Here is a 7,845-nt window from a genome sequence, read left to right on the forward strand (position 1 = left end):
GCTGCTCTACCGCTTTCGCAATCACGCCCGTCTTGGAGACTGCGCGCGCCATCTCGACCCGAAGCTTGAGCCGCGCATGAACCAGATCTTCGCGCCGCTGCGCTCCATCATCGAGGATGACAAGGCCCGGACGGTCCTGAGCCGCTATGCGCGCGCCTATCAGAAAGCGGTCAAGGAGGATCGGGGAGACACGCTGGAGGCGGACGCGCTGGCCATCATCCGTCATTTGAGCGAGGACGCGGCGGCGGTCACGGTCGGCGACGTGGCGCAGGGATTGTCCGCGCTCGGGGAAGGCGGATTTGTCTATTCCGGGCGCGCCGCCGGCGCAGTGATCCGCAACCGGCTCGGCCTCAAGACGCGCAAGAGCCATGGCGTTTTCGTGATCGCGCCCGAAGAGATGCGCAAACTGCCGACGCTTTATGAGCGCTACGGGGTGGGCGAGGACGAGGCCGAACAGGCCGCGGCTCGCATGACCGAAACGCAGAAACCGGCGCGGGTGGACTTCGGGGACGATCCCTCCCTCCCGGAGATCAAGTAGCGAGCCGCCACGCCGCCCTTTGGATGCGCGGCCGGGCGGGCGGCCGGGGACCGCGCAAGCGCCCCCAAGTCCCCGAAGTCGCCCGCGCCGAGCCGCCGCGCATCCGGACCGGTCAAACGCGGCGGCCCTGCGCCGCGTTTGCCAATTTGGCAAATTTCCGAGCCTAGGGAATCGGTCATCATCTGAGACAATGAAAAGGCGCAACGGACGCACCGTCCCGCGCGCCTTTTTCTTCATGAGTATCAGATGCAATACATTGGTGCTGCGCGGCTGCCGCCGACGCAGCGGCCTCACCCAGAACGAGCTCGCCGAACTTTTCGGGTCTCGCCGGTCTTCGCTGATTTCGCGCCTCGAGAACGGGGTGCGCCGTCCCGACATCACCGTGCTCATCGCCTATGAAGTCGTGTTCGGATCGCCGCCCCGCGATCTTCTGAACGACAGCTACCGCGAAGCGGAGCGCCGGGTCGCCATGCGCGCCCGCGCCCTCAAGACCCGGATCGAAACCCACGAGCCAAGCGCCCGGCACAAGGTCGAATTTCTAGACTCTCTGATCCGCCAGAGCGCCCCATGACGCTTGCCTATGAGGGGCGCGTGCTGGCGCTTGCGCCCAATTCTCGGGGGGTAGGGTTCGTGTTGTTCCAGGATGAAATCACGCCGCTCGACTGGGGCGTAAAGGAGGTCCGGCACGACAAGAACGCGGAATGCCTGCGCAAGGCGAAGACGCTGATGCGCCGCTTCCGTCCGGACGTAATCGTTCTGGAGCATGGCTCTGCGCCCGGCTCGCGGCGGTCCAAGCGGGTCCGCAAACTGCTGACCCTGATCGCAATCAGCGCGCGACGGCAGGGGATTGAGGTCTGCCGTTATTCCCGGCTGCGCGTGCGAAAGCGCTTCTCGGTGTTTGGCGTCGGTTCGAAAGACGACATGGCGGCGGGGGTGGCGGCGATGCTGCCCGCGCTCGCCCCGCGCCTGCCGCGCCGCCGCAAGCCATGGGAGAGCGAACATTACGGCATGGCGATCTTTGAGGCCGCCGCGCTCGGGATCACGCACTTCGCAGAACAGAGGCGATGACGGACGGCGCTAAGCGCCGCCCGTCCCGCTGCCCCTAGAAGGGTTTCACCGCTTCCAGCGCGGCCTTTGACGCCGCCTCAAGCTGTCCGCCGCCGTCCGGCGTATAGCTTTCGAACGGGAAGGCGAAGTAACGGGGCCGCCAGTCCTTGGCCTGTTTCCGCCTCTTTCCATTGAGGGAGTTTTTCATGATGGCTTTCTGGACCCGGATAGGCTCCGCCGCATTGGCCTGCGCCGTCTCCGCGCCTGCGAGGTCGCGAAGAACCGCGTTCACGAGCGCCCGCCCGCGCAACAGGTCGAAGAACGCCTCATCGGGCGCGGGAACCGTCGCCGGATCGATCTCCTGCAACAGGCCCGCCGCTTCGCTCGCCAATGATCCGGCTTCCAGCGTCTCGGCCATCAGGAAGGTCAGCACGCGGCTCACTTCCTCCCCGGACAAGGCCAGCACCCGAAGCACCCCCTCTCCGAAACGATGATAGAGCGCCCCGGTCAGCGCCTCATCGCTTTCCGGCAAGTCGAGCATGGCCCTTAAAGCGGCGCGCTCCGCCGCGAAGGCGGCTTGCGCGGGGGCGGCGGCGAGGCTGTCCGCCATCGCCTCGGACCGACAGCGCTGCGGCTCCGGGTCTACGCGCCACAGCGCCGAACCGCACAGCAGATGCGCGGCGATCAGGCGCAAGGCGAGGTCGGGCGCTGACAACAGTGCATACCGCGCTACCGCGTGCCGGTGCAGCGCCAGATAGGCCTGCATCGTCTGGCTGATCTCGGCCTGCCGCGCGGGCGAGGCCCCGTTCTCCTTGCGGCGGCGCTTGCGGGCCTCCTGTTGCGTCAGCCAGCCTTCCCGGCAATCGGCCTCGCCGTTTGCGAGGATGGCGATATAGACCTTGCCGCCCTCGGCCTTGTCGGCTGGCTCGTATTCCCACGAACAGAAGGGATGGCCGCGCTCGAGCACCACGGCGTCCGACCAGCCCTCGTCGAGATAGGCTTGCCGCTTCTCCGCGATGGCTTCGGTCTGCAGCGTCCAGAACGCCTCCGGGTCCGCAAAATAGCACCGCTCGCCGAACAGGTCGGAAACGATCCGGCCCTTATAGGCGTCGAGCGGAAACAGCGCGGCGGACGTCTCGATATCCTCTCCGCCCAACAGCCAGCGCTTCAAAGCGTTGCCTGTCGGCGCGGCGGCTTCCGGGTCGCGATGCAGTTTGAGCCACTCGCGCTGCTTGCGCTGGCTCGCCATGGTCAGAAGCTGCACGCTGCGCACGTCCAGCTTTTCCTCCCGGAACAGGTTCCGCACGCCCGGCAGAAGCCCGCCCAGCGCCAGACGCTTGCGCACGCAGCGCTCCTCAAGGCCGAACAAGGCGGCGATATCCTCGACGCTGCGCCCTTCCCGGACGAGTTTCGAAAAGGTCTCGAACTGCGTCATCGGGTCGGGATCAAGCCGCGCCGCGTTCTCAATGAACGAGGCTTCCAGCGCCGCCGCATCGTCGCCCGGCTCCATCACAGCGCAGGGAAGCGGGGGAACAGTTCCGCTTTCCTTCTTCACGGCGCGTGAAGCAAAATAGCGCCTCCGGCCCGCGACGATTTCGTAGCGGTCCTTCTTGCCGTTCTCGCGGACCAGAAGGGGCGTAAGCACGCCGCGCGCCCGAACGCTCGGGATAAGGTCCGTTACGTCCGGGGCCTTGGCGCCGTGGCGCATGTTCGCCTTCGACACGCAAAGGCGGTCGAGATCAATGTGTCTGAGTTCCATGTCAGTCTCCTTTTTCCTCATCACCCGCCCCGGGAGCGGGGCGGGCGGCGGAGACAGGCCTGACGCCCCGCCGACGCAGGCGCGGCGCACCCTTTACGGGTCGGAACGAAGTGGAGAACTGCGGCGCAGCCGCGGTTGCGCTGCGGCCAGGCGGGGCGATAAAGGCCTCCGCCGTCCAGCCCGCGGAAAAGGGTGACCTTTTTTCTGTTTTTCCGGCCGCGCCGATGACGGCGCGGCAACGTTCTTACGAGTGTATTTCCATAAAAGTGAGGGGAGACTGGAAGGCGCGCGCCGACCCGGCGCGCGCGATAAACAGGCGCCAAGCTGCGCCTGTTGTGGTAAACTGGGCGGCCAAAATCTCCGCGGCGGGAGGCAGTGATGGCCCAGCTTGAGAAAAAATGCGTCGGCGTCTGGATCCGGGTTTCGACAGAGGATCAGGCCAACGGAGAAAGTCCGGCCAATCACCAACAGCGCGCCCGCTTCTATGCGGAAGCGAAAGGCTGGGAGGTCGTCGAGGTCTATGATCTCTCGGGCGTATCGGGAAAGTCGGTCTCCGACCATCCAGAGGCCAAGCGCATGATGGCGGACGTTACGAGTGGCGCGATCTCGGGCCTGATTTTCTCGAAACTGGCCCGGCTGGCGCGCAACACCCGCGAGCTCCTGGACTTTGCGGAATTCTTCCGGGAGCATGGCGCGGACCTGATCTCGCTTCAGGAAGCGATCGACACGTCTTCGCCGGCCGGACGCCTGTTTTATACGATGATCGCGGCGATGGCGCAGTGGGAGCGCGAGGAAATCGCTGAACGGGTCGCCGCCGCGGTGCCGGTCCGCGCGAAACTTGGCAAGCCGATCGGCGGACAGCCCTGCTTCGGCTATCACTGGCTGGACGGGAAGCTCGTGCCCCATCCGGACGAAGCGCCCGTTCGCAAGCTCGTCTATGAGCTCTTCCTTGAGCATAAGCGGAAGAAGACGGTCGCCCGCGTCCTGAACGAGCGGGGCTACCGGACGCGCAAGGGAGCGAAGTTCTCTGACACGACCATCACGCGCCTTCTGCGCGATCCGACGGCGAAGGGCGTCCACCGCGCCAACTACACCAAGTCCAATGGCCGCGGAAAAGCGGCGAGCCTCAAACCGGAAGGGGAGTGGGTGCTGCGTCCAGTGGAGCCGATTGTCTCCGAAGACCTCTGGAGCCAATGCAACACCATCATGGATCAGCAGCGCGCCGGCCGGCCGGCGCGCCGCAAGACGGCTGCGCTGTTTTCCGGCTACGCGATTTGCGAGTGCGGAAACAAGATGTATCCGCGCGCGCCCTCGCCGAAATACATTTGCGGGGAATGCCGAAACAAGATCCCGATCGACGATCTCGAAGCGCTGTTTCAGGAGCAACTCAAGAGCTTCTTCTTTTCCGACGACCAGCTGGAAGCGTTCCTGGCCGACAGCGATGAGGACATCGTCAAGAAGCAGGACGAACTGGACGCGCTCGGACGCGAGCACCGCAAGGTCGCGGCGGAGCAGGAGAAGGTCTACCGCTCCTATATCGATGACGAGCTGACGACCAAGAAATTTGGCGCGCTCTACAATCCGCTTGATGACCGCAAGGAGGCGATCGAGCAGCGCCAGGCGCAGCTTCAAGCCGAGATCGATATTCTCAAAATCAATCGGCTATCGAGCGAAGAGATCATTTCAGGCGCCCGCGACCTCTATAGCCGTTGGTATGATCTTCCCTTCGAGGAAAAGCGCTCGATCGTGGATGCGATCACAGAAAACATCGTGATCGGCAAAGAGGAGATTGAAATCAATCTTCATCATATTCCTTCGGAAAACGATGGAAAGAAGGCAACGCGTCCTCACGGGTTCATCGCGGCGATCAGCTGAAACCGCGCCGGATAGCGGACATGGGCGTTGGCGCGGGCGACGATCACCTCCCCCGTCTCCAGCGGCTGGCGCAGGGAATCGAGCACCTGCGGGGTGAATTCGGGCAGTTCGTCGAGGAAGAGGACGCCGCGATGGGCGAGGCTGATCTCGCCCGGCTTCGCGCGCATGCCGCCGCCGACCATGGCGGCCATGGAGGCGGAGTGATGCGGCGCGCGATAGGGGCGGGTGCGGGTGAGCTGTCCGCGCTCCAGCAGGCCGGCGACGGACTGGATCATGGAGACGTCCAGAAGCTCCCGCGCCGTCAGCGGCGGCAACAGGCCGGGCAGGCGGGCGGCGAGCATGGATTTGCCGGAGCCGGGCGGGCCGACCATCAACAGGTTGTGGCCGCCGGCGGCGGCGATCTCCAGCGCCCGCTTGGCGGTTTCCTGACCGCGCACGTCGCGCAGGTCCGGCGCGGCGGCCGGTTCGGCCAGCGGTCCGGCCTCGGGCGGGGTGAGAACCTGATTGCCCTTGAAGTGATTGACGATCTGGATGAGCGATTTCGGGGCCAGAAGGTCCATGTCGCCCGCCCAGGCGGCCTCGGGCCCGCACTCGGCGGGGCATATGAGGCCGAGCCCGTGCTCGCTGGCCATCATCGCGGCGGGCAGCGCACCGGAGACCGGCGCGATGGCGCCGTCCAGCGACAACTCGCCAATCGCAGCAAAGCCCGAGAGCGCATCCTCCGGCACCACGCCGAGCGCGGCCATGACGGCGAGCGCGATGGGCAGGTCGTAATGGCTGCCTTCCTTGGGCAGGTCCGCCGGGGCCAGATTGACCACCACGCGCTTGGGCGGCAGGGCCAGGCCGATGGCGGCGAAGGCGCCGCGCACCCGTTCGCGGGATTCGCTGACCGCCTTGTCGCCCAGCCCGACCACGGAGAAGACCGGCTGCTGCGCCCCGGTGATCTGCGCCTGAACGTCGACGCGCCGCGCCTCCGCGCCCTCGAACGCCGCCGTCATCACCCGCGCCATAACCCGCCCTCGCACCCGGTTGTCCGTTTCCCGGGGATGCAACCAGACACGTTAACCATCGTCAAGAACAAAATAGGAACGGTTTAGCCCCGTCAGATTGGCCAGGCGGCGTTTTGCAGGACGATGCGGTTGCCGTCCGGGTCTTCGAAGGTGAGGCCGGCGCGGTCCCAGTAGGGGTTGGCGGAGGGCACCGCCGCGGCCCCGTAATTCCATAGCCGCTCCACCGCCGCCAGCCACACGCCGCGGTCCGGCAGGTAGAAGACCAGCAGGGCGTCGGGGTGCGGCGGCGCGATGGCCTGTCCGGCGGTTTCGCGTGTGAATTCGAGGTGATAGGGCGCGCCGGGATGGCCCAGCATGACGCCGTCGAAGCCGTCATGGTCCTGAAACTGCGCCAGTTCCTGAAAGCCCAGAGCGTGGCGGTAGAAGCGTATCATCTCCCCCAGCCGGGCGGTGGGGCGGGCGATGCGCAGGCGGGCCTGGCCGAGCGCGAGCTGCGCCTGTTTGCGGGTATCAAGCATGGTCCGCCTCCTCCCGCGCGGTCGCGGCGGCGGCGCCTTCAAGGGCGGGCCGCCAGTCCGCCGCGACCGGCAGGCGGAAGATGTCTTTCAGGACTCGCGCAAGGCCGTCCGGGTCCAGCGCCGTCTTCTCCGTCCGGCCATCGGCGGCGCGGACGGTGTAGAGGGCGTTCTTCAGCGTGTGGCGGGCCTCCAGCGTGGTGCGCGCGACGCTGAGCTGGCTGCGGAAATGCGAGTCCGGGTGGGTGGAGGTGCGCCAGTTGCCGGTTTCGTAATCGACCTGTTCGGGGACCTGCGGCGCGACCTCGTACAGCGCGGTCCATTCGCCGTCCATGCAGAACTGGAGAAGCAGGGCCGGGCCGAAGGGGATAAGGCGGTAGGTTTCGTGCCGCGTTGTCTGGGGCGCGGTGATGTCCATGCGCAAGGGCTCGGGCGGGGCGCTGCCGCCGAAGCCGACATCGGCGAGCCATGGGGTGTTATCGAGCGTCACCTGCACCGCCATATGGGTCAGCGAGGCCGGGGCGGCGCCGGGCGCCGCGCCCCAGCGGACCCGGGCGAGCCGGCCCTCCGCCACGAACCCGATGGCCTGTAGCGCCCGCAGGAACAGGCCGTTCTGCTCAAAGCAGTAACCGCCGCGCCCGCCGGCGACCAGTTTCGCCTCGACGGCTTCGGGCGACACGTCGACGCCGCGATGCAGCAGCACGTCCATGGCCTCGAACGGGATGGCGTCGGGATGCAATTCCTGCAGCCGCCGCAAGGTGGCGAGGTCCGGCGAGGCAAGCCCCGTGAAACCGATCCGCGCGAAATAGGCGGGCAGGTCCAGCGCCGGGTCCGAACCGGAGAGGGCCGCGGCGATGTCCCGCGCGGCGCGGGGGGCGATGGTGTCGATGATGCGGATATCGGGCGACTGCCGCGTGAAGCCCCGCTTCAGAAAAGCGCGCATCGGGGCGGCCAGGCCCGCGCCCAGCGCGATCAGGTCGAAATTCGCCGCGTCGAACGTGTCGACGGCGCGTTCGGGCTGGGCCGATCCGGCGGCCTCGAAGCCCAGCGCCTCGACTTCCGCCAGCACGGTTTCCAGCGCCAGCGGCGACTGGCCGACCA

At 66.7% G+C, this 7,845-nt stretch carries 7 protein-coding genes and 1 pseudogene; 4 read left to right on the forward strand and 4 right to left on the reverse strand.

The features are described 5' to 3' along the window. The 3 genes from H2040_RS14095 to H2040_RS14105 form a co-directional block, all read left to right on the forward strand. On the forward strand, window positions 1-538 hold a 538-nt coding region (locus H2040_RS14095), incomplete at its 5' end, for a hypothetical protein (RefSeq protein ID WP_287158218.1). Window positions 539-773: 235 nt separating this feature from the next. Then, window positions 774-1,109, forward strand: coding sequence for a helix-turn-helix domain-containing protein (locus H2040_RS14100; RefSeq protein ID WP_287158220.1), 336 nt, complete (start codon window positions 774-776; stop codon window positions 1,107-1,109). Next, window positions 1,106-1,606, forward strand: coding sequence for a hypothetical protein (locus H2040_RS14105; RefSeq protein WP_287158222.1), 501 nt, complete (start codon window positions 1,106-1,108; stop codon window positions 1,604-1,606). Before H2040_RS14100 ends, H2040_RS14105 begins: the two co-directional genes overlap by 4 nt. 34 nt (window positions 1,607-1,640) lie before the next feature. On the opposite strand, the gene H2040_RS14110 is transcribed toward H2040_RS14105, so the two are convergent. Continuing rightward, entirely contained in the window at window positions 1,641-3,365 is a 1,725-nt protein-coding gene (locus H2040_RS14110; RefSeq protein ID WP_502709344.1) for a ParB/RepB/Spo0J family partition protein, read from the reverse strand. A gap of 357 nt (window positions 3,366-3,722) precedes the next feature. On the opposite strand from H2040_RS14110, the gene H2040_RS14115 reads away from it, so the two are divergent. Beyond that, on the forward strand, window positions 3,723-5,219 hold the full coding sequence (locus H2040_RS14115) for a recombinase family protein (RefSeq protein ID WP_287158225.1): 1,497 nt from the start codon (window positions 3,723-3,725) through the stop codon (window positions 5,217-5,219). On the opposite strand, the pseudogene H2040_RS14120 reads toward H2040_RS14115, so the two are convergent. From H2040_RS14120 to H2040_RS14130, 3 genes and pseudogenes are all read right to left on the reverse strand, one after another. Further along, window positions 5,195-6,229, reverse strand: a pseudogene (locus tag H2040_RS14120) (YifB family Mg chelatase-like AAA ATPase); the annotation flags it as partial. The gene H2040_RS14115 and the pseudogene H2040_RS14120 sit on opposite strands and share 25 nt — an antisense overlap. 92 nt (window positions 6,230-6,321) lie before the next feature. Beyond that, window positions 6,322-6,747 carry a VOC family protein gene (locus tag H2040_RS14125; RefSeq protein WP_287158231.1) on the reverse strand — a complete coding sequence of 142 codons (426 nt, stop codon included), beginning with the start codon at window positions 6,745-6,747 and terminating at the stop codon, window positions 6,322-6,324. Continuing rightward, window positions 6,740-7,845 (reverse strand): arylamine N-acetyltransferase family protein (locus H2040_RS14130; RefSeq protein ID WP_287158232.1); only part of this gene is annotated, 1,106 nt, incomplete at its 5' end. The genes H2040_RS14125 and H2040_RS14130, both read right to left, overlap by 8 nt.

It is taken from the genome of Euryhalocaulis sp. (assembly GCF_013911995.1).
Classification (GTDB): domain Bacteria; phylum Pseudomonadota; class Alphaproteobacteria; order Caulobacterales; family Maricaulaceae; genus Euryhalocaulis; species Euryhalocaulis caribicus.

Excerpts from the sequence above, each read along its gene's own strand:
- H2040_RS14105 (WP_287158222.1), top strand. The coding sequence starts at position 1,106 with ATGACGCTTGCCTATGAGGGGCGCGTGCTGGCGCTTGCGCCCAATTCT.
- H2040_RS14125 (WP_287158231.1), bottom strand. The coding sequence starts at position 6,747 with ATGCTTGATACCCGCAAACAGGCGCAGCTCGCGCTCGGCCAGGCCCGC.
- H2040_RS14110 (WP_502709344.1), bottom strand. The coding sequence starts at position 3,365 with ATGAGGAAAAAGGAGACTGACATGGAACTCAGACACATTGATCTCGAC.
- H2040_RS14115 (WP_287158225.1), top strand. The coding sequence starts at position 3,723 with ATGGCCCAGCTTGAGAAAAAATGCGTCGGCGTCTGGATCCGGGTTTCG.
- H2040_RS14100 (WP_287158220.1), top strand. The coding sequence starts at position 774 with ATGAGTATCAGATGCAATACATTGGTGCTGCGCGGCTGCCGCCGACGC.